General features: G+C 56.3%; 20 protein-coding genes and 4 pseudogenes. 11 read left to right on the top strand and 13 right to left on the bottom strand.

All coding sequences use genetic code 11. From position 1 onward, the window contains the following. Positions 1-117: 117 nt before the first annotated feature. Entirely contained in the window at positions 118-882 is a 765-nt protein-coding gene (gene pdhR / locus HA48_RS08070; RefSeq protein WP_128600555.1) for a pyruvate dehydrogenase complex transcriptional repressor PdhR, read from the bottom strand. A gap of 513 nt (positions 883-1,395) precedes the next feature. Here pdhR and aroP point away from each other — a divergent pair. From aroP to HA48_RS08055, 3 genes and pseudogenes are all read left to right on the top strand, one after another. Then, positions 1,396-2,750, top strand: a pseudogene (aroP, locus tag HA48_RS08065) (aromatic amino acid transporter AroP). Positions 2,751-2,909: 159 nt separating this feature from the next. Next, on the top strand, positions 2,910-4,316 hold the full coding sequence (locus HA48_RS08060) for a glycoside-pentoside-hexuronide (GPH):cation symporter (protein ID WP_128600554.1): 1,407 nt from the start codon (positions 2,910-2,912) through the stop codon (positions 4,314-4,316). Continuing rightward, positions 4,313-5,265: pseudogene (locus HA48_RS08055) on the top strand (glycoside hydrolase family 43 protein). Before HA48_RS08060 ends, HA48_RS08055 begins: the two are co-directional and overlap by 4 nt. Here the strand turns inward: HA48_RS08055 and ampE are convergent. Beyond that, positions 5,247-6,101: a beta-lactamase regulator AmpE gene (ampE, locus tag HA48_RS08050; RefSeq protein WP_128600553.1), complete on the bottom strand. Its 855-nt coding sequence runs from the start codon at positions 6,099-6,101 to the stop codon at positions 5,247-5,249. The pseudogene HA48_RS08055 and the gene ampE sit on opposite strands and share 19 nt — an antisense overlap. Positions 6,102-6,117: 16 nt before the next feature. Next, positions 6,118-6,669, bottom strand: coding sequence for a 1,6-anhydro-N-acetylmuramyl-L-alanine amidase AmpD (gene ampD / locus HA48_RS08045; RefSeq protein ID WP_128600552.1), 552 nt, complete (start codon positions 6,667-6,669; stop codon positions 6,118-6,120). Between the two features lie 179 nt (positions 6,670-6,848). On the opposite strand from ampD, the pseudogene nadC reads away from it, so the two are divergent. The 4 genes and pseudogenes from nadC (at position 6,849) to hofC (ending at position 10,942) form a co-directional block, all read left to right on the top strand. Beyond that, positions 6,849-7,744 (top strand): annotated as a pseudogene (gene nadC, locus HA48_RS08040) (carboxylating nicotinate-nucleotide diphosphorylase). A 175-nt stretch (positions 7,745-7,919) separates the two neighbouring features. Continuing rightward, positions 7,920-8,369 (top strand): prepilin peptidase-dependent pilin, encoded by a 450-nt coding sequence (gene ppdD, locus HA48_RS08035; protein ID WP_128600551.1) that lies wholly within the window; start codon positions 7,920-7,922, stop codon positions 8,367-8,369. Next, complete coding sequence (gene gspE / locus HA48_RS08030; RefSeq protein ID WP_128600550.1) at positions 8,362-9,750, top strand: type II secretion system protein GspE; 1,389 nt, start codon at positions 8,362-8,364, stop codon at positions 9,748-9,750. Before ppdD ends, gspE begins: the two co-directional genes overlap by 8 nt. Continuing rightward, the gene (gene hofC, locus HA48_RS08025; protein ID WP_128600549.1) at positions 9,743-10,942 is read left to right on the top strand and encodes a protein transport protein HofC; all 1,200 of its coding nucleotides are present in this window, start codon (positions 9,743-9,745) and stop codon (positions 10,940-10,942) included. The genes gspE and hofC overlap by 8 nt, the downstream gene beginning before the upstream one ends. Positions 10,943-10,976: 34 nt before the next feature. Here hofC and HA48_RS08020 read toward each other — a convergent pair whose 3' ends face one another. Continuing rightward, positions 10,977-12,017, bottom strand: coding sequence for a GMP reductase (locus HA48_RS08020; protein ID WP_128600548.1), 1,041 nt, complete (start codon positions 12,015-12,017; stop codon positions 10,977-10,979). 219 nt (positions 12,018-12,236) lie between these two features. On the opposite strand from HA48_RS08020, the gene coaE reads away from it, so the two are divergent. Genes coaE through yacG form a run of 3 tightly spaced genes read left to right on the top strand, consistent with a single transcriptional unit; the run spans position 12,237 to position 13,799 of the window. Then, the gene (coaE, locus tag HA48_RS08015; protein WP_128600547.1) at positions 12,237-12,845 is read left to right on the top strand and encodes a dephospho-CoA kinase; all 609 of its coding nucleotides are present in this window, start codon (positions 12,237-12,239) and stop codon (positions 12,843-12,845) included. Between the two features lie 4 nt (positions 12,846-12,849). Then, positions 12,850-13,593, top strand: coding sequence for a cell division protein ZapD (zapD, locus tag HA48_RS08010; RefSeq protein ID WP_128600546.1), 744 nt, complete (start codon positions 12,850-12,852; stop codon positions 13,591-13,593). An 8-nt stretch (positions 13,594-13,601) separates the two neighbouring features. Then, on the top strand, positions 13,602-13,799 hold the full coding sequence (gene yacG, locus HA48_RS08005) for a DNA gyrase inhibitor YacG (RefSeq protein WP_128600545.1): 198 nt from the start codon (positions 13,602-13,604) through the stop codon (positions 13,797-13,799). A gap of 28 nt (positions 13,800-13,827) precedes the next feature. On the opposite strand, the gene mutT is transcribed toward yacG, so the two are convergent. After that, positions 13,828-14,223 (bottom strand): 8-oxo-dGTP diphosphatase MutT, encoded by a 396-nt coding sequence (mutT, locus tag HA48_RS08000; protein ID WP_128600544.1) that lies wholly within the window; start codon positions 14,221-14,223, stop codon positions 13,828-13,830. A 182-nt stretch (positions 14,224-14,405) separates the two neighbouring features. Between mutT and HA48_RS07995 the strand changes: the two genes are divergently transcribed. Further along, positions 14,406-14,726 (top strand): response regulator, encoded by a 321-nt coding sequence (locus tag HA48_RS07995; protein WP_244182816.1) that lies wholly within the window; start codon positions 14,406-14,408, stop codon positions 14,724-14,726. Between the two features lie 106 nt (positions 14,727-14,832). On the opposite strand, the gene secA is transcribed toward HA48_RS07995, so the two are convergent. From secA to murC, 8 genes and pseudogenes are all read right to left on the bottom strand, one after another. Next, positions 14,833-17,538 (bottom strand): preprotein translocase subunit SecA, encoded by a 2,706-nt coding sequence (secA, locus tag HA48_RS07990; RefSeq protein ID WP_128600543.1) that lies wholly within the window; start codon positions 17,536-17,538, stop codon positions 14,833-14,835. Between the two features lie 72 nt (positions 17,539-17,610). Next, positions 17,611-18,114 (bottom strand): secA translation cis-regulator SecM, encoded by a 504-nt coding sequence (secM, locus tag HA48_RS07985; protein ID WP_128600542.1) that lies wholly within the window; start codon positions 18,112-18,114, stop codon positions 17,611-17,613. A 270-nt stretch (positions 18,115-18,384) separates the two neighbouring features. Further along, positions 18,385-19,300, bottom strand: a pseudogene (gene lpxC / locus HA48_RS07980) (UDP-3-O-acyl-N-acetylglucosamine deacetylase). Between the two features lie 101 nt (positions 19,301-19,401). Then, positions 19,402-20,556, bottom strand: a complete 1,155-nt coding sequence (gene ftsZ, locus HA48_RS07975) for a cell division protein FtsZ (protein ID WP_128600541.1) — start codon at positions 20,554-20,556, stop codon at positions 19,402-19,404. Between the two features lie 72 nt (positions 20,557-20,628). After that, a complete protein-coding gene (ftsA, locus tag HA48_RS07970; protein ID WP_128600540.1) occupies positions 20,629-21,885 on the bottom strand; it encodes a cell division protein FtsA in 1,257 nt (418 codons plus the stop codon). Further along, a complete protein-coding gene (ftsQ, locus tag HA48_RS07965) occupies positions 21,882-22,721 on the bottom strand; it encodes a cell division protein FtsQ (protein ID WP_128600539.1) in 840 nt (279 codons plus the stop codon). The genes ftsA and ftsQ overlap by 4 nt, the downstream gene beginning before the upstream one ends. 1 nt (position 22,722) lies before the next feature. Beyond that, positions 22,723-23,643: a D-alanine--D-alanine ligase gene (locus HA48_RS07960; RefSeq protein WP_128600538.1), complete on the bottom strand. Its 921-nt coding sequence runs from the start codon at positions 23,641-23,643 to the stop codon at positions 22,723-22,725. Then, positions 23,636-25,111 carry a UDP-N-acetylmuramate--L-alanine ligase gene (gene murC, locus HA48_RS07955; RefSeq protein WP_128600537.1) on the bottom strand — a complete coding sequence of 492 codons (1,476 nt, stop codon included), beginning with the start codon at positions 25,109-25,111 and terminating at the stop codon, positions 23,636-23,638. Before murC ends, HA48_RS07960 begins: the two co-directional genes overlap by 8 nt. Between the last annotated feature and the right edge of the window lie 48 nt (positions 25,112-25,159).

Here is a 25,159-nt window from a genome sequence, read left to right as displayed (position 1 = left end):
TCCTTATCTGTGTCTAATACGTTGAATTATCAGGAGCCTGTCTTCTTATGCTTTGCTTCAGGTTCACAGCACAAGAAGACAGGCCCGTCGTTTATGTCGCACGTTCATTGCCGTGCGTTATTCCTTACGTTGCTGTAAACGACGCAGGGAGCGTTCACGACGGCTCTGCTCCCGACTTCTGTCCAGCAAGATTTCCTCAATGAACGCCAGGTGACGATGGGATGCCTCGCGTGCTTGTTCCGGCTCACGAGCCACAATCGCCTCAAAAATACTGGCGCGGTGACCGCTCACTTTCGCCAGCATTTCCCGGCGAGCGTAGAGCAATTCGAAATTCTGACGGACGTTTTGTTCCAGCATAGGGCCCATAGAGCGTAGCAAATGCAGAAGCACCACATTATGGGCCGCTTCTGTGACCGCGATCTGATACTTCATTACGGCATCTGCTTCCGCATCGAGATCGCCGCTCTCCTGCGCCTGCTGAATATGTATGTGGCAGTCGCGGATGCGCTGCAGATCTTCATCGGTACCGCGCAACGCCGCATAATAGGCCGCTACGCCTTCCAGCGCATGGCGCGTCTCCAGCAGGTCAAACTGTGATTCCGGATGCTCAGCCAGCAGGCCAACCAGCGGATCGCTCAGGCTTTGCCAAAGATTCTGCTGCACAAACGTCCCGCCACCCTGGCGGCGCATCAGCAAACCTTTGGCTTCCAGACTCTGAATCGCTTCACGGAGTGACGGACGTGAGACATCAAACTGTTTGGCCAGTTCGCGTTCGGGAAGCAGTTTTTCACCCGGCTGGAGCGTGCCTTCCATGATCAGCGATTCCAGTTGCTGCTCAATCGCATCGGAGAGCTTGGGTTGGCGAATTTTACTGTAAGCCATCTTCCCTTCTTATGAGCCAAACGTCCGGAGTAAATTGGTAATACCAATTGAAAAATGGTGCCGGTAAAGTAACAAAGTATTCACCTTGTGTCCAGATGCCGCCGGTCACCCTTCCGGGGTAGATTCCTGATACAGCGCGCTAACTTACCGGTATCAGGCAAGAAATGTCTGAGTGCAGGCAAATGTTAACAAATTTCACTTTTACCAAACCTTACACTGAGTTAGCCCGGCATCTCCCTTGCAGCCATAAGGGAAAGCTATTCGTGTACTGCTTTTATTCGTGGCAAAAATATTCATTAGGGCAGGCAGAGGATGCTGCTGCTTTTTCAGCCATCTCTTAGCACAAAAAGCAAAAGCAGGTGCAAAGCGACGCGCTTATCACTATTCTGGTCGCCATGGTAGCCAGTGCATGCACACAGCACGCCAGATGCCGTAAAGAAAAGATTACATTGAGCAAAACAGCCTTACAGTGCGCGCACTGCAGGCGCACAATAACTACATAACGAGGTTTGTATGGAACAACAGCATGGCGAAACGCTGCATCGCGGCTTAAAAAATCGCCATATTCAGCTGATTGCGCTGGGCGGTGCCGTAGGCACAGGCCTGTTTCTGGGTAGCGCGTCAGTGATTAAATCGGCGGGTCCGGCGGTCATTCTCGGCTATGCGATCGCCGGTTTCATCGCCTTTCTGATTATGCGGCAGCTGGGTGAGATGGTAGTAGAAGAGCCGGTAGCCGGCAGCTTCAGCCATTTTGCCTACAAGTACTGGGGCAACTTTGCCGGGTTCGCCTCTGGCTGGAACTACTGGGTGCTGTATGTACTGGTGGCGATGGCTGAGCTCACGGCCGTGGGCAAATATATCCAGTTCTGGTGGCCGGATTTCCCTACCTGGGCTACCGCCGCGATCTTCTTCGTGGTTATCAATGCCATCAACCTCACTAACGTCAAAGTGTTTGGCGAAATGGAGTTCTGGTTCGCGATCATTAAAGTGGTGGCGGTTATTGGCATGATTCTGTTTGGCGGTTGGCTGCTGTTCAGCGGTAGCGGCGGCCCGCAAGCCTCTGTCAGCAATCTGTGGAGTCAGGGCGGCTTCCTGCCGCACGGTATGACGGGCCTGGTCATGATGATGGCTATTATCATGTTCTCATTCGGCGGGCTGGAGCTGGTTGGCATCACTGCCGCAGAAGCGGACAATCCGGAAGAGAGCATCCCTAAAGCCACCAATCAGGTGCTGTGGCGTATTCTGATCTTCTATATTGGCTCGCTGGCTGTGCTGCTCTCGCTGATGCCGTGGACGCGCGTAACGGAAGAGACCAGCCCCTTCGTGCTGATCTTCCATGAACTGGGCGATGCGCTGGTTGCCAATGCACTGAACGTGGTGATCCTGACCGCCGCGCTGTCGGTCTATAACAGCTGCGTTTACTGCAACAGCCGTATGCTGTTTGGTCTGGCACAGCAGGGCAACGCGCCGAAAGCGCTGCTGAAAGTGGATCGCCGCGGCGTTCCGGTCGGCACTATTCTGGTCTCTGCGGTGGCTACCGCGCTGTGTGTGCTGATCAACTACCTCATGCCTGGCGAAGCCTTCGGCCTGCTGATGTCACTGGTGGTCTCTGCGCTGGTGATCAACTGGGCGATGATTAGCCTTGCCCACATGAAATTCCGTAAAAAGAAAGATCAGCAGGGCGTAACTACCCGTTTTCGCGCGGTGCTCTATCCATTGGGTAACTGGATCTGCCTGCTGTTCATGGCTGCCGTGCTGGTCATCATGCTATCACGCCGGGCATGGCGATCTCTGTCTGGCTGATTCCGGTCTGGCTGGTGGTGCTGGCGATAGGTTACACCATCAAAAATAAAGTCCAGAAAGCCTAATGTATTGCGGCCCGACAAATTAGCGTCGGGCCATTCAGCCGATCTGCCTCACACTTTTCCTCCTCCGCGCATTTTGTCCATCTACCCGACCGATTATTTACCACCAGACTGCTGATTTTACGCAGATAATTTTTGCTCCACCTGTCGCAGGAGACGACTATGAAAGGAGCAGCCCTCTCGTTCAGAGAAAAACTGGGATACGGCATGGGCGATGCCGGATGTAACATGATTGGCGGCGCCATCATGCTTTTCCTCAACTATTTTTACACTGATGTGTTTGGCCTCGCCCCGGCGCTGGTGGGCACGCTACTGCTTTCCGTGCGCGTGCTTGATGCGGTAACCGATCCAATTATGGGCGCTATCGCTGACCGTACGCAGAGCCGATGGGGCCGTTTTCGCCCGTGGCTGCTTTGGGTCTCAGTGCCTTACGTGCTGTTTAGCGTGCTGATGTTCACCACGCCAGACTGGAGCTATGACAACAAAGTCATCTGGGCATTTGTCACCTACTTCCTGATGTCGCTCACCTACACCGCCATCAACATTCCCTACTGCTCGCTGGGCGGCGTTATCACGAATGACCCGAGCGAACGCGTCTCCTGCCAGTCATATCGTTTTGTCATGGTTGGCGTGGCAACGCTGATCCTCTCACTCTCGCTGCTGCCCATGGCCGAGTGGTTTGGTGGTGAAAACAGAGCGCGCGGCTATCAGCTGGCGATGAGCGTACTGGCGCTGATCGGTCTGGCGATGTTCCTGTTCTGCTTTGCCACGGTGCGTGAGCGTATTCGTCCGGCAGTGCCGAGCAATGATGACCTGAAGAAGGATCTGCGGGATGTGTGGAAGAACGATCAGTGGGTGCGCATCCTGCTGCTGACCTTCTGCAACGTCTGCCCTGGCTTTATTCGCATGGCGGCCACCATGTACTACGTCACCTGGGTGATGGGTCAGTCCACGCACTTCGCCACGCTGTTTATCAGCCTGGGCGTGATTGGCATGATGTTCGGCAGCACGCTGGCAAAAATCCTTACCGATCGCTGGTGCAAGCTGAAAGTCTTCTTCTGGACCAACATCGCACTGGCGCTCTTCTCCTGCGGTTTCTACTGGATTGATCCGCATGCCACTGTCGCGGTAGTGATTGCCTACTTCCTGCTAAATATCCTGCACCAGATTCCCTCGCCGCTGCACTGGTCGCTGATGGCCGATGTTGATGATTACGGTGAGTGGAAAACCGGTAAACGCATTACCGGCATGAGCTTCTCCGGCAATCTGTTCTTCCTGAAAGTCGGCCTGGCAGTAGCAGGTGCGATGGTCGGTTTTTTACTGTCCATCTATGGCTACAATGCGGGCGCGAAGCAGCAATCCGCTGAGGCGATCAATGGCATCATGCTGCTGTTCACCGTTATCCCCGGTGTCGGTTACCTGATCACCGCGGGCGTGGTGCGACTGCTCAAAGTCGATCGCCAGCTAATGCGCACCATTCAGGATGACCTGGCACTGCGCCGCGCTAATTTCCGTGACTTATCGGCACCCTCCGCCACCGCCACTACTCAACCCGGAGAGATCAAATGAGCTGGCCTAACCCGTTTATTACTCAACGCGCCGATCCGTTTATTTTGCGGCACGGCGACGGCTACTACTTTATCGCTTCAGTGCCGGCGTATGACCGGCTGGAGATCCGCTATGCCAGCACGCTAAATGGCCTGATCGCGGCGGAAGCGGTAACGGTGTGGCAGAAGCCGGATACCGGACCGTACAGCGAACTGATCTGGGCGCCGGAGCTGCACCATATTAACGGGCAGTGGGTGATCTACTTCGCCGCAGCCCCCACGCGCGCCATCAAAGAGGGGTTATTCCAGCACCGCATGTATGCGCTGGTGTGTGACGATGCCGATCCCCTGAGCGGCCACTGGCAGCCATGCCGCCGGGTATATACCACATTGACAGCTTCGCACTGGATGCGACTCACTTCGTGCATCAGGGCAAAAACTGGTATCTGTGGGCGCAGAAAGATCCGGCGATTCCTGGTAACTCCAACCTTTATCTGGCGGAACTGCTCAACCCCTGGACGCTGAAGAGCACGCCCGTGATGCTAAGCCGGCCGGAATATGAGTGGGAGTGTGCAGGCTTTAGCGTCAATGAAGGGCCGGCCGTGATTCGCCATAACGATCGGCTGTTTGTCACCTACTCCGCCAGCGCCACGGATGAGAACTACTGTCTGGGAATGTTAAGCATTGATGCGCTGGCCGATCCGCTGGATAGCCGGGCATGGCAGAAATCCGCGCGACCGGTGTTCAGTACCAGCTGGGATAACCAGCAGTACGGACCGGGACACAATAGCTTCACGCAGGATGAGAAAGGCCAGGATGTACTGGTGTATCACGCGCGTAACTACACCGAAATTGAGGGCGATCCGCTGTGGGATCCGAATCGCCACACACGATTGAAATACTTTACCTGGCGCAAAGACGGTACACCGGATTTCGGTGTACCGCCTGCCGATCACACCAGCGTACCGTAAATCGTCAGCAGTGCCACCACGACCACCAGCACCAGGGAGATACGTTTTGCCAGCGCCACGGCCACCCGTGGCGTTTCCACTTTATCCAGATGCGGATCGCGCGCCAGCGAGAACTGCGCCAGGCTGGTGAGCACCTGATATTGTGGGCGATGCCGGTCACTGAGTGAGGCAAACCAGGCCGGTAGCGCACGCTCCCCGTGACCGAGCAGTGCGTAAGCCACGCCCGCCAGACGCACTGGCACCCAATCCAGCAGATGCAGTATGCGATCAACCCCGGATTGCGCGCGCTCCAGCGGCGAGCGGTGTTTTGCCAGCCAGCTCTGCCAGGCGCGTAAAAAGGCATACCCGACCAGCAGTACCGGACCGTACGGGCCGCCCACCACAAACCAGAACATCGGCGCGAGATAGTAACGGAAATTAATCCAGATCAGCGCATTTTGCAGCTCGCACAAAAACTCACGCTCGCTGCACGCCACCGGCACGCCATGAATCAGCGTCAGCTCGGCGGCCATCGCCTGATGTGCGGCTTCATCATCATGGCTTGCCGCTTTAAGATAGCGATGATAGTGCAGGCGTACCGAGCCGGCACCGATGCACAGCAGCCCTACCATGATCCAGAACAGCAGCTGCACAACGCCAAACAGAATGCCTTTCAGGCTCCAGACCACCAGCCAGACAATCAGCATGGCGATCGCGGTCATGAATAGCGTGCGCAGCAGCGAAAAGTGCTGCCGCCTGCGGAACAGCGGCTCCAGCCGGTGATCCAGCTGCCAGTGTTCACCCAGTTTAAACAGGCGTTCCCAGCCTAAAACCAATAACAAACTAAACAACGTCATACCTGCTCCTGCGGTGTCAGGGTTTCTCCTGCTTAATAGCATGTTTATAGCGCACCCAGTCGAATGCCGGGCCCGGATCGGTTTTTCGCTCCGGCGCGATATCGCTGTGGCCCGTGATGCGCTCCGGCGTCAACGGATAGTGTTGCAAAAGCAACGTGCTAACCTGCTGCAAAGTGGCATATTGCGCATCGGTATAGGGCAGCGTGTCGGTGCCCTCCAGCTCAATGCCGATGGAAAAATCGTTGCAGTTGTCCCGCCCGTCGAACTGCGAAACGCCGGCATGCCAGGCACGCTGTTCGAAAGAGACATATTGCACCAGTTCACCATCGCGCCGGATCAGGCAGTGTGCCGCCACGCGCAGATGAGCGATTTCAGCAAAGTAAGGATGCGCATCAGCCGGTAAGGTGCCGGTGAACAGGCGATCGATCCACGGTCCGCCAAACTCGCCGGGCGGCAGGCTGATATTGTGAATAATCAGTAGCGAAGGTACTTCATTTTCCGGCCGCTGGTTAAAGTGCGGCGACGGCACTTTGCGCGCGCTGCTGATCCAGCCCTGTTCCAGTTTCATACATCTCTTCCTGAACGAAATCTGGCTGAGAATATCATGATTCTGGTGTGCTGCTTGCGACTAAATGCGGCACACCAGCCTTGTTAAGTATACTAAACATTTTTACGCCGATCGCTGGCAACGTCTGTGGAATCAGGCTAAGGTGGGCGCACTGCAAACGTCTCATGGAGTGGCAAGTCATGGCATCGCGTCGTTACGATCCCGAGCAGCGTCGTCAGGCGTTGATTAAGCGTATTGAGCAAGATATTCCGGAAGCCGTGGCCCGCGCGCTTCGGGAGGATTTAGGCGGAACAGCAGATGCCGATCATGACATCACTGCCCTGCTGCTGCCTGCCAATCAACAGGCTGAAGCGCGCATCATCACCCGGGAAGCCGGTGTTTTCTGTGGTAAACGCTGGGTAGAAGAAGTCTCATGCAACTGGGCAATCGCGTGACGATTAAATGGCATGTAGAAGATGGGCAACCGATCCAGCCCGATCAGCTGCTGTTTGAGCTGCAGGGCCCGGCGCGCCTGCTGCTTACGGCGGAGCGTACTGCGCTTAACTTTGTCCAGACGCTCTCCGGCGTGGCCACAGAGGTCAGCCGCTACGTTGCGCTGCTGGCGGGTAGTCAAACTCAGCTGCTGGACACGCGTAAAACGTTGCCTGGCCTGCGTACTGCACTGAAATATGCAGTGCTGTGCGGCGGCGGCAGTAATCATCGTCTCGGTCTTTCTGATGCCTTCCTGATCAAAGAAAACCACATCATCGCCAGCGGCTCCGTCAGAAATGCGGTGGAAAAAGCGCTGGGGCTGCACCCTGATGTCCCGGTAGAGGTGGAGGTTGAGACGCTGGATGAGCTGCAGCTGGCGCTGGATGCCGGTGCCGATATCATCATGCTGGATAACTTCAGTTTCGCCATGATGCATGAGGCGGTAGAACGCACCGGGAAGCGTGCGCTGCTGGAAGTATCCGGCAATGTCACTGAAACGACGCTACCGCACATTGCCCAAACCGGCGTCGATTTTGTTTCGGTGGGTGCCCTGACCAAACATGTACGTGCGCTGGATCTGTCGATGCGTTTTCGCGATATCTGACGAACGCAACCGCCGCCTGTGCGGCGGCGGATCTGCGCGCTGGCTTCCATCCTATTGTCTCCCTGACTGCAAACCTGAAGATTGTTTGCGCGACATTTCCAGCATCATTACTGACTCCCTTCCGCTTTTCACCGCGCTTTTCTACCGTAGCAGCTCCATGACAAGGAGCTTAACGATGGACAGACAACGTGGTTTCACCCTGATTGAACTGATGATTGTTATCGGTATCGTCGCCATTCTCAGTGCTATTGGCCTGCCCGCTTACCAAAACTACCTGCAGCGCGCTGCGCTCACCGACATGTTGCAAACCATGGTGCCGTATAAAACAGCGGTAGAGCTCTGCGCGATTGAGCGCGGCGGACCGGCTCAGTGTCAGGCCGGTGAGCGCGGTATCCCTGCCGCCAAAGGTTCACGCTATGTCGCCACCCTCAGCGTAGTGAATGGCGCTATCACCCTGACCGGACAGGAGAGCCTTGCCGGGCTGACGGTAGAGATGCTGCCGGTGTGGAACGCGGCCGAAGGGGCGCTGAGCTGGCAGCGCAGCTGCACCAGCAACAGTGCTGCGCTGCGTGATAGCTGTCTTGAGCAGTTCCGCTTTGCAGACAAGGATGGCAGCAATGGATAAGCCGGATAGCTCACTACAGGCGCTGTGCGCTCGCTACCAGGCGGTGATTCTGCAGCATGACGCCACGCAACTGCGCGTGGCCGTGGCGGAAACGCCCGATCCACTGCTGCTGGAGGCGCTGCAGTTTGCCAGCCAGTGCACGGTCGAGGTGGAGTGCTGGCCGGCTGCGCGGCTGGAGCAGCTACTGCATCAGCCGGGAAATATCCCGGCGCCACCTGAACAGGCCAATGCAGCATCGGCCATCAACGCCGTCGACCAGATTCTGCGTCAGGCGCTTCAGCGGCGCGCCTCGGATGTGCATTTTGAACCGCAGCGTAACGGCCTGCGTGTACGGCTACGCATTGATGGCGTCCTGCACAAACTGCCACAGCCGCCGGAAGCGCAGCCCGCAGCCGTGCTGGCGCGCCTGAAAATTCTCGGTGGGCTGGACATTGCGGAGCGCCGGCTGCCGCAGGATGGGCAGTTCACGCTGGAAATTGATGAGAAACCGGCGGCCTTTCGCTTGTCTACCTTGCCTGTCAGCCGGGGTGAAAAAGCGGTGGTGCGCCTGCTGCAGAGCCAAAGCAACGCCATCACGCTGGATAAGCTCGGCATGCCCGTGGCGCAGCTGCGTCTGCTGAAACAGGCTTTAGTTAAACCGCAGGGTCTGATTCTGGTGACCGGACCGACCGGCAGCGGTAAAACGTTTACGCTTTACAGCGGCCTGAGCGCGCTTAATGTGCCGGAAAAAAATGTCTGTAGCGTGGAGGACCCGGTGGAAATTCCGCTGGATGGCATCAACCAAACGCAGATTCAGCCGCGCAGTGGGCTGGATTTCAACCGCGTACTGCGTGCCCTGCTGCGCCAGGATCCGGATGTGATCATGGTCGGTGAAATTCGTGACGCGGAAACGGCCAGCATCGCGGTAAAAGCCGCCCAAACCGGCCATCTGGTGCTCTCTACGCTGCACACCAACTCCACCGCCGAAACCCTGACGCGGCTCAGGCAGATGGATATTCCGGGCTATTTACTCGGCCCGGCGCTGCAGCTGGTGGTGGCGCAGCGGCTGGTCCGGCGGTTATGTGTGCACTGTCGCCAGCCGGCGCAGGCCATCGCCCACCTGCCGCCAGAACTCTGGCCGGGTACGCTGCAAACATGGCGCGCGCCGGGCTGCGATCACTGTTTCTCTGGCTACTATGGACGCCTGGCGCTGTTTGAAATATTGCCGATGACCAGCAAGCTGCAAAACGCGATATCTGCGGATATGCCGCTGGAGCATGTGCTGGCGCTGGCCAGCGAGCAGGGAATGAAAACGCTGCTCTCTGCCGGGCTGGAAGCGGTGAGCCGTGGCGACACCTCCTTCGAAGAGATGCAGCGCGTAATAGGGCTGGGCGATGGCTAACCTGTATCAGTTCCGCTGGCAGGCGCTGGACACCATGGGTCTGCTGCAGGAGGGCGAATCACTGATAAGCAGCCAGACGGCCCTGCTGCATCAGCTCTCCGATCGCGGCATGTTACCGGTGAGCTGGCAACGCGGTAAGTGCTGGCGCGTGCGTGACTGGAAGTGGCAGCAGAAGATCGATCTGGTGCGTCAGTTGGCTACGCTGCTCAGGGCAGGACTGCCGCTGGCCGAGAGTCTATCCCTGCTGGCGGAGGGCCACCCTCATGCCGGATGGCGCGTGCTGCTGCACGGTTTGCAGCAGCGCGTGATGGCTGGCGAGCCCTTTTCTCAGGCGCTACGGGAGTGGCCGCAGATCTTTCCCCCGCTGTTTCCCGCCCTGATGCAGGTGGGCGAGCTGACGGGACAGCTGGATGAGTGCTGCCGTCAGCTGGCTGAACAGCAACGTAAGCAGCAGTATCTGCGCCAGAAGGTGGTTAAAGCGCTGCGCTATCCGCTGTTCATTCTGCTGGTAGCCTTGGCGGTCAGCGCCGGTATGCTGCTCTTTGTGCTGCCAGAGTTTGTCGCGGTCTATGCCAGCTTTGATGCGCCGCTGCCCGCCTTTACCGCTGGCGTGATCGCGCTATCTGAACGATTACAACAGGCAGCGCTACCGCTCACGCTGATCGGAACAGTGCTGTGGATGGTATTACGCCAGCTTTACCGACGCTCCCCTCAATGGCAAATGCATGCACAGCGGGCCTTTCTGCGACTACCGCTATTGTCACCGCTATGGCGTGGCGGCCAGCTCAGCCAGATTTATGCCATCCTGCAACTGACCCAGCAGGCTGGCCTGACGTTACTGCACAGCCTGCAGGCTGTTGAGGTAACGCTGGCTTCGCCGCTCTGGCGCGATGCTATCGCGCATTTACAGCAGCACATTGCGGCCGGTGCGCCACTGCATCAGGCGCTTGAACGCTCCCTGTTGTTTACACCGTTGTGCATGCAGCTGGTGCGCGTCGGGGAGGAGGCCGGTGCGCTGGATGTGATGCTGGCGAGATTAGCCGAGTGGCATGAGACACAGACGCTGGCCCGCGCCGATGCGCTGGCTGCCTCGCTTGAGCCATTAATGATGGTGGTGATTGGCGGCATAGTGGGTGCGCTGGTGATTGCCATGTACCTGCCGGTATTCGGGCTGGGGGATGCAATACGCTAACGGGCGCGCAAGCGCACCCGTTTCGATTCCCGGATTAGCGGTTAAACACGCGGTTTTCCTGCTCAGCCACGCGGATAAAGGTGGTGCGCTTGGTCAGCTCTTTCAGGCGCTCCGCCCCTACATAGGTACAGGCCGAACGCAGACCGCCGAGGATGTCCTTCATGGTCTCCTCAACCGGCCCGCGCAGTGGCAGGCGCACCGTTTTGCCTTCTGCTGCACGGTACTGCGCTACGCCACCTACGTGGCGCTTCATAGCGGATTCAGAGCTCATGCCGTAAAACAGCATAAACTGCTCGCCCTGCTCCTCAACAAGGGTGCCTTCGCACTCATCATGCGCTGCCAGCATACCGCCCAGCATGACAAAATCCGCTCCGCCACCAAAAGCTTTTGCTATATCCCCTGGTACCGCACAGCCGCCATCACTGACAATCTGGCCGCCCAGGCCGTGGGCCGCGTCGGCACACTCAATGACCGCCGATAGCTGCGGATAGCCAACGCCGGTTTTGACCCGCGTTGTGCACACTGAACCTGGACCGATACCTACTTTTACAATGTCGGCGCCGGAGAGGATAAGCTCCTCCACCATCTCACCGGTGACGACGTTACCGGCACAGATGGTCTTGCCGGGGAAAGTTTCACGCACGCGCTGCAGGAAGGCGACAAAGTGCTCGGAATAGCCGTTCGCCACGTCAATACAGATAAAGTTGAGTTGCGGCGATAACGCCAGAATCGCGCTCAGCTTAGTAAAATCCCCCTCTGACGTACCGGAGGAGACCATGACGTGGTTCAGTACCGTCGCCGGTACACGCTGGATAAACGCCTGCCAGGCGTCAACACTGTAGTGCTTATGTACCGCCGTCAGTACGTTAAAGCTCGCCAGCGCTTCGGCCATGGTAAAGGTGCCAACGGTGTCCATATTCGCAGCAATGATCGGTACGCCGGACCAGTTGAGGCCTGAATGTTTGAAGGTGAAGGTGCGCTCCAGTTCAACCTCGGAACGGCTTTTCAGCGTGGAACGTTTAGGGCGGATCAAAACATCTTTAAAGCCGAGTTTTACATCTTCTTCAATACGCATAGCTGAGTGTCCTGGTTAGTGACGACGAACCGCAGTTCGGGTAGCGCTCACGGCTCCAGTGTCGTTATCATACGCGCCATTCGTTCCGCGACAAGACTGCGAATTTTACTTTATTTAAGCTACAATCCCTTAAATTTAGCTGAGAAAAGCGATTGTGATCGTGCTCTCATCTTGCAGTAGCGGATGGTTGCCTGGTGACATCAACATTGAGAGAACGCGATGCCTTTTACTGTTGCACTTACCGGTGGCATTGGCAGTGGTAAAACGACTATTGCTAACGCATTCGCCGCGTTGGGTGTAGAGATTATTGATGCCGATGTGATTGCGCGCGAAGTGGTTGAACCCGGTTCCCCCGCGTTACAGGCGATTGTCAGGCGTCATGGCGAATCAATTCTGACAGCAGAGGGTACGCTGTATCGCGCCCGGCTGCGTGAGATAATTTTTCGGCAGCCCAAAGAGAAAAACTGGCTGAATCAGTTACTGCATCCTTTAATTAATGCCCGTACCCAGCAGCTGAAAGCGCTGGCAACATCGCCTTACGTGTTATGGGTGGTGCCACTGCTGGTAGAAAATGGTTTGCAGCATCAGGCTGACCGGGTGCTGGTGGTTGATGTTGATGAAGGCATCCAGCTCCAGCGAACCCAACAGCGCGACGGCATATCTCTCACTCAGGCTAAAAATATTCTCGCCGCGCAGGCCAGCCGCCAGCAGCGCTTAGCCTGCGCGGACGACATCATTGATAATAGCGGCACGCCGGAACAGGCACTACCGCGCGTTGCTGAACTTCACCAGCGCTATTTACGCCTGGCAGCAACCGGACGGGATTAATATCATGAGTACAGTCGTTCTGTTTGAACACCCACTGAATGAGAAAATGCGCACCTGGCTGCGCGTTGAGTTTTTACTGAACCAACTGCAGGACACCGTGCCGGTGATGGATTCTGTTTCTGCACTCGGTGTTTTTCGCATCATCAGCGATCTTTTGGATATCTTTGAACGTGGCGATATGCGCACCGAGCTGCTGAAAGAGCTGGAGCGGCAGCAGCAAAAATTGCGCGCCTGGCTGGATGTCCCGGGTGTGGATGAACACACCGTCAGTCATCTGCGCGATCAATTGAAACAGCAATCCAGCGAACTAATGAGCGCGCCACGCATGGGTCAGCTACTGCGTGAAGATCGCCTGATTGCGCTGGTGCGTCAGCGCCTGAGTATTCCGGGTGGCTGCTGCAGCTTTGACCTACCCGGCCTGCATATCTGGCTGCATCAGGAACAAGCACTACGCGATGCACAGGTTGATGGCTGGCTGGCATCACTTCTGCCGCTGCGTAACAGCCTGACGATGATTCTGGATTTAATCCGCCAGTCCGGCGTATTTCGCCATCAAACCAGCCTGAACGGATTTTACCAGGATAATGCGGAGGGTTCTGACCTGCTGCGTCTGCAACTGACGCTGGAGGATGCGCTTTATCCGCAGATATCCGGCCATAAGAGCCGTTACGCCATCCGCTTCCTGCCGCTTGATAGCGAACGTGGTGAAGTGCCAGCCCGACTGAATTTTGAATTAGCCTGTTGTTAGAGGATGTTATGCCCGAAGAGATGATTACCGTACCTTGCCCTAACTGCGGTAAAGATGTGATGTGGGATGAGCTTAGCCCGTGGCGGCCATTTTGCAGTAAGCGCTGCCAGCTGATCGATCTTGGCGAATGGGCAGCCGAAGAGAAACGTATTCCGAGCGAAGGCGATCTGACAGACAGCGATGACTGGAGCGAAGAGCAACGCTGACCGTGAAGGGGCAGGCAGCCCCTTTACGTTAAATCTCGCCGGCTACTAAGCGGGCAATCAGCTGATGGTTTGCCGGTGGAAACTCATCGGCGACCAGATCGCGCTGTTCAACCCAGCGCTGCGGCTGGCCCTCACGCCCATAGGGTTCACCCTTCCAGCTTTCGACGAGGAAGAAATGCAGCGTGACGCGCAGGTCATCATAGCTGTGCTCAGCCTGCCCGATGGCGGTGGCTGCCGTTACCTCAATCCCCGTCTCTTCCATGAGCTCGCGCTTAAGCGCCTGTTCCGCAGTCTCACTCGCTTCAATTTTTCCGCCCGGGAACTCCCATTTGTTCGCCATATGGGAGCTGGCCGCACGCCGGGCAAGAAAGATCTGGTGGCTGGCATTGCGAATGATGCCGACTGCAACCTGCAGGTGTTTCATTAGCTGGATTCCGCTTTTAATAAATGAGCGCTGAGTGTAAAGCAGAGACGGGCCAATGTTAACCGCCTCCCGTTCTCCTTTCACGCCGCTGCAGGCACCATGATTGAGACAGGTCGTAATGATCGCACTGAGGGATGTTGGGAATACTCGCAGCCACTTTACACAGCCGGGCCCTACTCCCTATGGAACTTAAAGCAACAACCTTTCTGGCGCAGGACGCACAGAAACACATCAACGCATTACGCCATCTGGTCTTTCATGACATCCTGACGCTGGACAGTGCGCGGAACACCCTGACATGGTGGCCGGAAAATAGAACCATCATGCTCAATGAAGCGCAGAAACGTTTTTTTTCCTGCCTGCTGCTGCGCATTACCTCCAAGCGGCAGATCATCGCCACCGTCTGGAAAGAGAGCTATCCGGGTATAAGCGACAACAACTACCACCAGCTGCTGTTTCAGAGCCGGGCGCTGCTTAAACGTCACGGTTTACCGGAAGGCTGATCGTCACCCTGCCGTATCACGGTGTGCGACTGAATGAAGAGAAGCTGATGGCGATGACGCGCTAAGCGCCAAAAGAAAAAGGAGCCCGTAGGCTCCTTTCACATTATCAGGCCAGACGGCCGTGACACTGTTTATATTTCTTCCCGGAACCGCACGGGCAAGGATCGTTACGCCCTACTTTTCGCTCACCGCCCTGTGCAGCCAGCGCTTCAGCGGCGGCGGTTTCATCGTCCACATGGCTCAGCTGCTGCTGCTGTGCCAGGCGCTCCGCCTCTTCGCGGCGCTGCTGTTCCATCGCCTCAACCTCTTCCGGCATACGCACCTGCACCTTGCTCAGGGTGCTGATCACCTCATATTTGAGTGATTCCAGCATTGCCGCAAACATGGCGAACGATTCACGCTTATACTCCTGCTTAGGATCTTTCTGCGCATAGCCACGCAGATGAATCCCCTGACGCAGATAGTCCATCGCCGCCAGGTGCTCTTTCCACAGCGAATCCAGCGTTTGCAGCATGACGCCCTTCTCGAAGTTGCGCATCATCTCAGCGCCAACCACCTCTTCTTTCGCCGCGTAACTCTCGCTGGCGCGGGTCATGATACGTTCACGCAGCGTCTCTTCATGCAGATCCGGCTCTTTATCCAGCCACTCGGCAATTGGCAGATCGAGATCGAAATCGTTGCGCAGGCGCTCTTCCAGCCCGGACACGTCCCACATCTCCTCAAGTGACTGAGGCGGGATGTAAGTATCGATGGTGGCTTTGAACACATCTTCGCGAATGCTGTTGATGGTGTCTGACACATCGGCCACATCCAGCAGCTCATTACGCTGGCTGTAGATGGCGCGACGCTGATCGTTAGCAACGTCATCATACTCCAGCAGCTGCTTACGAATATCAAAGTTGCGGCTTTCCACTTTGCGTTGCGCATTGGCAATGGCTTTGGTTACCCACGGGTGCTCAATGGCTTCACCCGGCTTCATACCCAGCTTACGCATCATGTTCGAAACGCGATCGGAGGCAAAGATACGCATCAGCGCATCTTCCATTGAGAGATAGAAACGGGATGAACCGGCATCACCCTGACGACCCGCACGACCGCGCAGCTGGTTGTCGATACGGCGTGATTCGTGACGTTCAGTACCGATAATATGTAAACCGCCCGCCGCCAGTACCGCATCGTGACGCACTTTCCAGGCCTCTTTTATTGCCTGAATCTGTTCTTCGGTTGGCTCCTCAAGCGCGGCCACTTCGGCCTGCCAGCTGCCGCCCAGCACGATATCGGTACCACGACCGGCCATGTTGGTGGCAATCGTCACCGCCGCCGGCTGACCCGCCTGTGCCACGATATCCGCTTCGCTGGCGTGGAACTTGGCGTTCAGAACGCTGTGTTTAATACCGGCGCGCGTCAGTTCGTTCGAGACCACTTCCGATTTTTCGATCGAGATCGTACCGACCAGAACCGGCTGACCATTAGCGGTACATGCGCGGATATCCTCAATGATGGCGTCGATCTTCTCTTTCTCGGTCATGTAGACCAGATCGGCCATATCTTTACGCACCATCGGGCGGTTCGTTGGAACCACAATGGTGTCGAGCTTATAGATAGAGCTGAACTCAAACGCTTCGGTATCGGCGGTACCCGTCATACCCGCCAGCTTTTCGTAGATACGGAAGTAGTTCTGGAAGGTAATGGAGGCCAGCGTCTGGTTCTCGTTCTGGATCTCCACGCCCTCTTTGGCTTCAACCGCCTGATGCAAACCATCTGACCAGCGACGCCCCTGCATGGTACGACCGGTGTGCTCATCAACGATGATCACTTCGCCATCTTTGACGATGTAATCCACGTCGCGCGTGAACAGCGCATGCGCACGCAGCGCGGCCGTAACGTGGTGCATCAGCATAATATTCGTGGGTGAGTACAGCGACTCGCCCTCTTCCATAATGCCCTGGCTTACCAGTAACTCTTCTACCTTGACCAGACCACGCTCGGTCATGTGCGCCTGACGCGCTTTTTCATCAATCCAGAAATCGCCTTCACCCTGGAAGTTATCGTTATCCTCCTTCTCCTGACGAATCAGATGCGGGATGATTTTATTAACTTTGGTATAGAGTTCTGAGCTGTCTTCAGCCGGGCCGGAGATAATCAGCGGCGTACGCGCTTCATCGATTAAGATGGAGTCCACCTCATCCACCAGCGCATAGTGCAGTTTGCGCTGTACACGCTCTTCCGGGCTGAAGGCCATGTTGTCACGCAGGTAGTCGAAACCGTACTCGTTATTGGTACCGTAAGTGATGTCGGCAGCATAAGCTGCACGCTTAGCCACGGCTGGCATGCCCGGCAGGTTGATACCGATGGTCAGCCCCAGGAATTCAAACAGCGCACGGTTATTTTCGGCATCACGCTGCGCCAGGTAGTCGTTGACGGTGACAACGTGCACGCCTTTGCCGCTCAGCGCGTTAAGGTAAGCAGGCAGGGTTGCGGTCAGGGTTTTACCTTCACCCGTACGCATCTCCGCGATGCAGCGCTCATTCAGCACCATACCGCCAATCAGCTGCACATCGAAGTGACGCATACCGAATACGCGCTTACTGGCTTCACGTACGGTAGCAAAAGCTTCCGGGATCAGGCTTTCCAGCGTTTCGCCTTTTTTCAGGCGCTCACGAAATTCATCGGTTTTTGCTTTAAGCGCATCATCAGAAAGCTCGACGAATGCCGGTTCCATTTTGTTAATGACATCAACCACTTTGCGCATGCGACGCAGAGTACGATCATTGCTGCTACCAAAAACTTTCGTTAACAATTTGATTAACATATTAAATTTTTCTCAATTCAGCCGTGGTATACGGGCTGCAAAATCAAAACAGGATAGGAAAAAAGTTAGCGGTTAAGCAATGAAAGGTCCGGCACGAATGCCGTGGATAGCGGCCTGCCAGTCTGCAGAGGTATGGATAGCGAGTTCATTATGACGCAGATTGCGGTGCGGCTCGGCCATGGCCAGCGGCTGGGCAGGCGAGGTCAGCAGTGCCTGTAAGGAGTCAATCAGCGCCAGTTTTTGCGCCACAAAGGGCAGCACATGTTCAGCTTCCGCTTCCGCAGAGGGAGCCATGCTAAAGGAGAGATGGCGGATAACTGTGCGGATCGCATGCTGATGCCAGTAATCGACACTGAAATTGGGCCGGCGGGCACTCTCCTGCAGGCGAATCAGGTGATCAAAATGAACAACGTTGCCCACAAACAGGCTGCTGACGGGGGAATCACTGGCCGCTGATGACTCTGCGCTTTGCGCACAGGCAGGCAAACCGAGACTGGCCGCTACCATCCCCAACAGGAGATGAGGCCAGAAATAGCGTCTGCCTAATTGTCGCCAGCGTGAGAAAATCCCGATCACAATCCGTCCACAATTTCATCAAAGAAGTTATACAGCTGCGGCAGCGCATTACGCCAGCCGGCTAATATGAGCGCCAGATAATAGCACTTATGTGTGGCTTCGACACCAGCGATTAAAGGGCTTACGGCGGATTTCACGCTTTTTGCGCAGGGTTTCACCACAACAGCAGAAAATTGAGAGCGGTCTTACAGGAGGCGGAGCGGGCAATAAAAAACGGCGGGCTTCCTGACCGGAGAGAGTGTCAGGAGAACCCGCCGTTTAGATGCTGGTTTATGCCAGCACTAAATTTGGTGCTTTGAAGGCCAGCGGCAGTTCAGCCTCGTCTTCGAGGTCGCCCATTCCCAGGCTTCCTGTTTTGCCAGTACCGCTTGCAGCAACTTGTTGTTCAGCGCATGACCGGATTTAAACGCAGAGAATGCGCCAATCACGTTGTGGCCACACATAAACAGGTCACCAATCGCGTCCAGCATTTTGTGACGAACGAACTCGTCCTCAAAGCGCAGACCGTCTTCGTTTAGTACGCGGAAATCATCAAGCCAATCGCACAATCTAAACTACCGCCCAGGCACAGGCCTTTAGACTGCAGATATTCGATTTCACGCATAAAGCCAAAAGTGCGCGCACGGCTGATCTGGCGAACAAACGATTCAGCCGAGAAGTTGAGCTGGTAACGCTGCGAGCTTGAGTCAATTGCCGGATGTTTGAAATCGATAGTGAAATCGAGCGAGAAACCATTATACGGTTTAATCTCGGCCCACTTATCACCATCTTCAACACGCACCGCCTGCTTCACACGCACGAATTTCTTCGCGCTGTTCAGCTCTTCGACGCCTGCATCCATCAGCAAATAAACAAAAGGTGCGGCACTGCCATCCATAATCGGAATTTCTGGCGCATCGACTTCAACAATAATGTTGTCGATACCCAGTCCAGCCAATGCAGCGTTCAGGTGTTCAACCGTCGAAATACGCACGCCTTCATCATTCACCAGGCAAGTACTCAGCATGGTGTCGCGCACATATTTTGCATCAGCCGGGAAATCAACCGGTGGATTCAAGTCAGTGCGACGATAGATGACCCCGGTATTAGCCGACGCAGGGCGTAACGTCAGTGTGACTTTCTTGCCGGTATGCAAACCGACGCCAGTCGCCTGAACGATACGTTTTAATGTCCTTTGTTTGATCATCGCATTATCTCGCAATATTACCCATCCGACCGCCAGTATAAATTACCGGCGGGCGAATACTTTAGCACAAAGAGCGGAGATTCCCAATTCTCAGGATAATCTTAATCCGCCTGCTTACGCAGGAAGGCCGGAATATCCAGATAATCAGGCTCTTTGCCGGACGCGGCTGGCTGGTCATTCACCACTTTAGCTGCAGGCTTCTGCTCCTGCGGCAGCGGCGCCATACCGTGCTGCTGATAACGATGATCCATCACTGGCTGCGAAGCCGGCTTGTTGGTCACCAGCGTGATTTCCGGGCGCTTATCCATACCGATACCGGTTGCAACGACGGTAACGCGCAGTTCGTCATTCATTTCAGGGTCAAGTGACGTACCGATAACCACGGTTGCGTTGTCAGAGGCGAAGGCGCGGATAGTATTACCCACGGTTTCAAACTCATCCAGGCGCAGGTCGAAGCCCGCCGTGATGTTGACCAGCACGCCGCGCGCGCCGGACAGGTCGATATCTTCCAGCAGCGGGCTGGAGATCGCCATTTCAGCCGCTTCTTCAGCACGGTCTTCACCGCATGCCACGCCAGAGCCCATCATGGCGTAACCCATCTCTGACATCACGGTACGTACGTCCGCGAAGTCCACGTTCATCAGGCCAGGGCGGGTGATCAGCTCAGCGATACCCTGTACTGCGCCTTTCAGTACGTCGTTAGCCGCGCCGAAAGCATCCAGCAGTGAGATGCCACGACCCAGCACTTTCAGCAGCTTGTCGTTTGGAATGGTGATCAGTGAATCGACATGCTTAGAGAGCTCTGCGATACCCTGTTCAGCAAAAGCCATACGCTTTTTGCCTTCAAAATTGAACGGCTTAGTGACCACCGCAACGGTCAGAATGCCCAGATCTTTAGCTACTTCAGCCACCACCGGCGCAGCTCCCGTGCCGGTGCCACCGCCCATACCCGCAGCGATAAACACCATGTCTGCCCCATCCAGCGCAGAACGCAGTGCTTCGCGATCTTCTTCCGCTGAGGTACGACCGACTTCCGGGTTTGCACCCGCGCCAAGACCTTTAGTGATGTTGGTCCCGATCTGAATCGTCTGGCCGACCGCCGTTTTACGTAACGCCTGCGCGTCCGTGTTTACAGCGAAGAATTCCACACCTTCGATACGCTCGCGTACCATGTGCTCTACGGCGTTGCCACCGCCACCGCCGACGCCGATGACTTTAATCACCGCGTCATTGGTTAATTCCATAGGTTCAAACATGATTTCTCTCCGTTATGTGCCTGTCGCCTGGAGATCATAAACATTGCCTGCATGATCTCCTTTTTTCAAAAATTAAAACTCTTTCTTCAGCCAGCTATTGATACGTTTAAACCAGTTGCCCACTGAAACACGTTTTTCCGTCTCTGCATCACCGTTCATGTGTGACTCTTTACCGTAGTGCAGCAGGCCAACCGCCGTTGAGTAGTATGGCTCCTGTGCATAATCGGTCAGGCCGGTGATATTCAATGGCTGACCAATACGCACCTGCGTGTGGAACACGCGTTGGGCGCAGGCCGCCAGGCCTTCAATCTGTGCTGCGCCACCGGTCAGCACAATGCCTGCCGCCAGATGGTGCTTAACGCCCTGCTGGCGCAGCTGCTCCTGCAGTTGCAGAATCTCGTCATTGACCAGATTCAGCAGTTCGGTATAGCGCGGCTCAATCACCTCTGCCAGCGTCTGACGCTGCAGACTGCGCGGTGGACGTCCACCCACGCTCGGCACTTCCACATTCTCATCTTTGCCCACAATTGAGCCCAGCGCACAACCGTGACGCACTTTAATTGCCTCGGCGTCGGTTGGCGGTGTGCCAAAGGCGTAGGCGATATCGCTGGTGACCACATTACCCGCATACGGGATCACTTTTGTGTGACGCAGCGCGCCGCCAGTATAGACCGCGATATCCATTGTACCGCCACCGATATCAACAACACAGACACCCAGCTCACGTTCATCTTCAGTCAGAACAGAAAAACTGGACGCCAGTCCGGCAAAAATCAGTTGGTCAACTTTCAGGCCACAACGTTCAACGGCTTTAACAATATTTTTCGCCATATCGTTGTGACAGGTGATCAGATGCACTTTGGCCTGCATACGCACGCCGGAAAGGCCGACCGGATTTTTAATGCCTTCCTGATAATCAATGGCATATTCCTGAGGGATCACATGCAGGATACGGTGTTCGTCACGCACGCGGACCGACTTCGCCGTATGCACGACATTCTCCACATCATCCTGAGTGACTTCCTCTTCGGAAATCGGAACCATCCCGATTTCGTTCTGACAACTGATATGTTTGCCCGATAAAGCAAGGTACACCGACGAAATCTGGCAATCTGCCATCAACTCCGCCTGATCGATAGCGCGCTGCACGCACTTCACGACCGACTCCAGATCGTTTACGCCGCCTTTATCCATCCCACGTGATGGGCAGCTACCGACCCCAATAATGTTGACCATACCATCGGGCAGAATTTCTCCAACCAGGGCGGCGACCTTCGCGGTGCCAATTTCAAGTCCTACTACCAGTTTTCTGTCCGTTGCCTTGATCATTGTGGTTTAGCCTGTGCCTGGTTCTGTTGCTGATTACTGTTTTGTGGCTCAATCGGTAGCGGTGCCCAGCCGACTGCAGCGCCGGAGTCGTAGCGCAGATCCACGTAGGCGATGCGCTGATTCTGACTCTGGCCCTGCTGCTGAAGCTCCGGATAGAGCTCAATAAAGCGGTTCAGACGCTTCATGGTCTCGCTGCGCCCCAGCTCAATGCGCACATCGTCGCTGGTGACCAGCTGCCACGAGCGCCGCGCCGTCATTGACGCGACCTTCAGGGTAAACTTGCTGGCCCGCAATACCTCACTCATGGTGTGATAGCCCGCCAGCACCTCTTTTTCACTGCCTTCCGGGCCGTACAGCATTGGCAATGTCTCTTTACCAACGTGACTGGCCGGGACGCTGAAGGAGACGCCATCGGCATCTACCATGTGCGAGTCATTCCAGCGCGCCACCGGAACAAACTCCACCAGGTTAATCTTCAGCTCATCAGGCCACTGTTTCCGCACACTGACCTGTTTAATCCAGGGTAAACGCTCAATCTGCTGCTGGATGATATCCACGTTTTGCGACATGAATGTCCCCGGCGCGCCGAGCGATAAAATCGACTGGCGAATGTCATCGTGCGTGGTGTAGTGCGTTTGGCCCGTGACCACCAGCTTCGACAGCGGCAGGCGGGAAGCGTCGTTCATCCACTTCAGTACCACCAACCCACCGGCGGCCATGACGCCCACCACCAACAGCAGGAACACGATGCCGAACAGTCGTGCTCCATTGCTTCGCCCGGAGCGCGCACGCTCCTGAGGCTCATTTTTTCTTACGCGCAGCGCCGCCTGAGACATATCAGTCAGCCAGCTCCAGAATACGCGCCACCAGCTGCGGGAAGCTGTAGCCCGCCTGTTTCGCGGCCATCGGCACCAGGCTGTGACTGGTCATACCGGGCGACGTATTCACCTCCAGCAGCTGGAAATTGCCTTCGCCATCCGCCATCACATCCACGCGCCCCCAGCCGCTACAGCCTAACGCCCGCCAGGCTTCCAGCACCAGCGTTTGCAGCGCAGCTTCCCGATCGTCACTCAACCCCGCAGGACAGAAGTATTGAGTATCGTCAGAAATATATTTTGCTTCATAGTCATAGAACTCGCTGGCGGTTTTAATTCTGATTGAAGGCAGAATTTCATCGCCCACGATGCCTACCGTGTACTCTTCACCACTGAGAAACGCTTCAATCAGCACATCATCATCGTGCCGGAAGGCTTCATCAAGGGCAGCGGGCAGCGCGTCCGCACTGTTAACGCGGCTGATGCCGACGCTTGAACCTTCACAGCTCGGCTTGACGAACAGCGGCAGGCCCAGCGCAGCAATTGCGGCGTGCTGCGCCGCATCCAGCCCCTGCGCATACTGCCTGCGCGTAAGCCAGACAAAGTTGCCGACCGGTAATCCCCTGCCCTGCCACAGCAGCTTGCTGCGCAGCTTATCCATAGTGATAGCCGACGCCATGACACCGCTGCCAGTATAGGGCAGGTTAATAAACTCCAGCACCGCCTGCAGCGTGCCATCTTCGCCGCCGCGGCCGTGCAGCGCGATAAACGCTTTCGCAAAGCCCAGCGCTTTCAGGTCCAGAACCGACACGTCACGGGTATCGACACCGTGCGCATCAATGCCCATCTCACGCAGTCCGGCTAAAACAGCGCTGCCGGACATCAGCGACACCTCGCGTTCAGCAGAGGTACCGCCCATCAGTACGGCGACTTTCTCAGCCATGGCGCACCTCCGGTTTAGCCGCAGGCTGCAGTTCGGTCTCTGCCAGCCTGCGCGCAATTTTGCCGATATTGCCGGCGCCCTGCACAATCACCAGATCGTCGCCGGACAGCAGCGGCGCCAGCGCATCCGGCAGCGCGTCGTGTTCAGCCACCAGGATAGGATCGACCTTGCCACGGCTGCGAATCGCCCGACACAGCGAGCGACTGTCGGCTCCCGGGATTGGCGCTTCGCCCGCCGGATACACTTCCAGCATCAGCAGAACATCTACCTGCGACAGCACATTGGCGAAGTCATCAAACAGATCGCGGGTGCGCGTATAGCGATGTGGCTGGAATACCATCACCAGCTTCTTCTCTGGCCAGCCAGCGCGTGCCGCTTTAATGGTTACATCCACTTCGGTCGGATGGTGTCCGTAATCGTCAACCAGCATGGCGCTGCCGGGGTTTCCGTTCACCGCCGCAGTATCGAAATCGCCCAGTACATCGAAGCGACGACCGGTGCCCTGGAAGCTCTCCAGCGCCGCCAGGATAGCGTTATCGTCAATCCCCTCTTCGCTGGCCACGGCGACCGCTGCTGCGGCATTCAGTGCATTGTGACGGCCCGGTGCATTCAGGGTCACCTGCAGCACCGGCTTATCGTGACGAATCAGGGTGAAGTGGCCCTGTGCACCGCGCTGCTCGTAGTTCTCTACCCGCACATCCGCGTCTTCGCTAAAACCATAGGTAGTGATCTGGCGTCCGACGCGCGGGATCAGATCGCGGATCACCACATCATCAACGCACAGTACCGCGCGGCCGTAGAACGGCAGGTTGTGCAGAAAGTTAATGAACGTCTGCTTCAGGTTTTCAAAGTCGCCCTGATAGGTGTCCATGTGGTCGGCTTCAATGTTAGTCACAATCGCCACCATCGGCTGCAGATGCAGGAAAGATGCATCGCTCTCATCAGCCTCGGCGATCAGATAACGGCTGGAGCCAAGGCGCGCGTGCGTGCCTGCCGCTTTGACCAGACCACCGTTAACGAAGGTAGGATCAAGCCCGCCCTCCGCATAAATACTGGTTACCATCGCTGTGGTCGTGGTTTTGCCATGCGTACCGGCAACGGCGATGCCATGACGAAAACGCATCAGCTCAGCCAGCATCTCTGCCCGGCGAATGACCGGGATACGCTGCTCGCGTGCCGCCACCAGCTCCGGATTGTCCTGGGCCACAGCGGTGGAGACCACCACCACGCTGGCGTCCGTGACATTTTCAGGGCGATGGTTGAAATAGATCGTAGCGCCCAGCGAAGCCAGATGCTGAGTCACCGCGTTAGGCGCCAGATCTGAACCGCTGATGTGATAACCTTCGTTCGCCAACACCTCGGCAATACCGCCCATGCCAGCACCACCGATGCCGACAAAGTGGATGTGCCGGACGCGTCGCATCTCGGGCACAATAGAACGCAGTTTTGCCAATTGTTGTGTATTCATCTGTCTCTGTTACCTGATTTTCCCGTTTGCACCTCTCGTGAGGTGCGC

Origin of the sequence: Pantoea wallisii (assembly GCF_002095485.1) — a bacterium.
Classification (GTDB): Bacteria; Pseudomonadota; Gammaproteobacteria; order Enterobacterales; family Enterobacteriaceae; genus Pantoea; species Pantoea wallisii.
Note: the sequence above shows the minus strand (reverse complement) of the source record. Positions and strands in the feature narration are given on the sequence as shown.

What these genes read in the sequence shown, in the direction of transcription:
- ftsZ (WP_128600541.1), bottom strand. Translation starts at nt 20,556, where the DNA reads ATGTTTGAACCTATGGAATTAACCAATGACGCGGTGATTAAAGTCATC.
- gspE (WP_128600550.1), top strand. Translation starts at nt 8,362, where the DNA reads ATGGATAAGCCGGATAGCTCACTACAGGCGCTGTGCGCTCGCTACCAG.
- mutT (WP_128600544.1), bottom strand. Translation starts at nt 14,223, where the DNA reads ATGAAACACCTGCAGGTTGCAGTCGGCATCATTCGCAATGCCAGCCAC.
- HA48_RS07995 (WP_244182816.1), top strand. Translation starts at nt 14,406, where the DNA reads ATGGAACTTAAAGCAACAACCTTTCTGGCGCAGGACGCACAGAAACAC.
- ampE (WP_128600553.1), bottom strand. Translation starts at nt 6,101, where the DNA reads ATGACGTTGTTTAGTTTGTTATTGGTTTTAGGCTGGGAACGCCTGTTT.
- ftsA (WP_128600540.1), bottom strand. Translation starts at nt 21,885, where the DNA reads ATGATCAAGGCAACGGACAGAAAACTGGTAGTAGGACTTGAAATTGGC.
- ppdD (WP_128600551.1), top strand. Translation starts at nt 7,920, where the DNA reads ATGGACAGACAACGTGGTTTCACCCTGATTGAACTGATGATTGTTATC.
- HA48_RS08060 (WP_128600554.1), top strand. Translation starts at nt 2,910, where the DNA reads ATGAAAGGAGCAGCCCTCTCGTTCAGAGAAAAACTGGGATACGGCATG.
- hofC (WP_128600549.1), top strand. Translation starts at nt 9,743, where the DNA reads ATGGCTAACCTGTATCAGTTCCGCTGGCAGGCGCTGGACACCATGGGT.
- HA48_RS07960 (WP_128600538.1), bottom strand. Translation starts at nt 23,643, where the DNA reads ATGGCTGAGAAAGTCGCCGTACTGATGGGCGGTACCTCTGCTGAACGC.
- pdhR (WP_128600555.1), bottom strand. Translation starts at nt 882, where the DNA reads ATGGCTTACAGTAAAATTCGCCAACCCAAGCTCTCCGATGCGATTGAG.
- murC (WP_128600537.1), bottom strand. Translation starts at nt 25,111, where the DNA reads ATGAATACACAACAATTGGCAAAACTGCGTTCTATTGTGCCCGAGATG.
- yacG (WP_128600545.1), top strand. Translation starts at nt 13,602, where the DNA reads ATGCCCGAAGAGATGATTACCGTACCTTGCCCTAACTGCGGTAAAGAT.
- HA48_RS08020 (WP_128600548.1), bottom strand. Translation starts at nt 12,017, where the DNA reads ATGCGTATTGAAGAAGATGTAAAACTCGGCTTTAAAGATGTTTTGATC.
- coaE (WP_128600547.1), top strand. Translation starts at nt 12,237, where the DNA reads ATGCCTTTTACTGTTGCACTTACCGGTGGCATTGGCAGTGGTAAAACG.
- zapD (WP_128600546.1), top strand. Translation starts at nt 12,850, where the DNA reads ATGAGTACAGTCGTTCTGTTTGAACACCCACTGAATGAGAAAATGCGC.
- ampD (WP_128600552.1), bottom strand. Translation starts at nt 6,669, where the DNA reads ATGAAACTGGAACAGGGCTGGATCAGCAGCGCGCGCAAAGTGCCGTCG.
- ftsQ (WP_128600539.1), bottom strand. Translation starts at nt 22,721, where the DNA reads ATGTCTCAGGCGGCGCTGCGCGTAAGAAAAAATGAGCCTCAGGAGCGT.
- secA (WP_128600543.1), bottom strand. Translation starts at nt 17,538, where the DNA reads ATGTTAATCAAATTGTTAACGAAAGTTTTTGGTAGCAGCAATGATCGT.